Annotated in this window: 1 protein-coding gene; it reads left to right on the forward strand. The window is 53.7% G+C overall.

Going from position 1 to position 614, the window contains the following annotated elements:
- Positions 1–3 precede the first annotated feature (3 nt).
- Positions 4–426, forward strand: a complete 423-nt coding sequence (locus tag ACR0NN_RS25290; protein WP_480685874.1) for a CAP domain-containing protein — start codon at positions 4–6, stop codon at positions 424–426.
- Positions 427–614 lie beyond the last annotated feature (188 nt).

Genomic DNA, 614 nt, shown 5'->3' on the forward strand with positions numbered 1-614 from the left:
GACATCGAATTGAGAACACTTGCGCTGATTGCGTTCCTGTTGCCCGCACCGCTCGTAGCAGATCCTTTAGCAACGGACGAAATCAATACACTTCGCAAAAGCCAAGGTCTTCAAGAGTTGGTTTATAGTCGGAAGTTGGAGAAAGCGGCCAAGTCTCATGCTGAGGACATGGTGCGGAAGGGTTTCTTTTCACACACCGGCTCCGATGGGTCAGACGTGGGGAAACGGGTACGCAGGGCGGGCTATGATTGGTGTTTCGTTGCTGAGAACATCGCCAAGGGACAGAACGGTTTGGACGCCGTGATGACGGCTTGGGCGCAATCTCCGGGACACCGTGCCAATATGCTGTCAAGAAAGGCCAAGGAGTTCGCGCTGTATGAGGCGGCGGATCGTACATGGGTGATGGTCTTGGCTGCGCCGTGCTAGAGGCTCCAGCAACTCTCGCTCTAGCTGGTCAGCAATATGACAGACTGAATGTCGGCGTCTGTCAGTTCTTTATTTCTGTACAATTTGAGCGCCAACTTCGAGCTACTTGAGGCCACGATGCACTGAAGGTCTTCATCGCTGAGTTCTTCCGCTCGGTAGTTGCCCAGCCCTTTTGCTTCGACGTAAGC

Source organism: Ruegeria sp. BA2, from assembly GCF_056539605.1.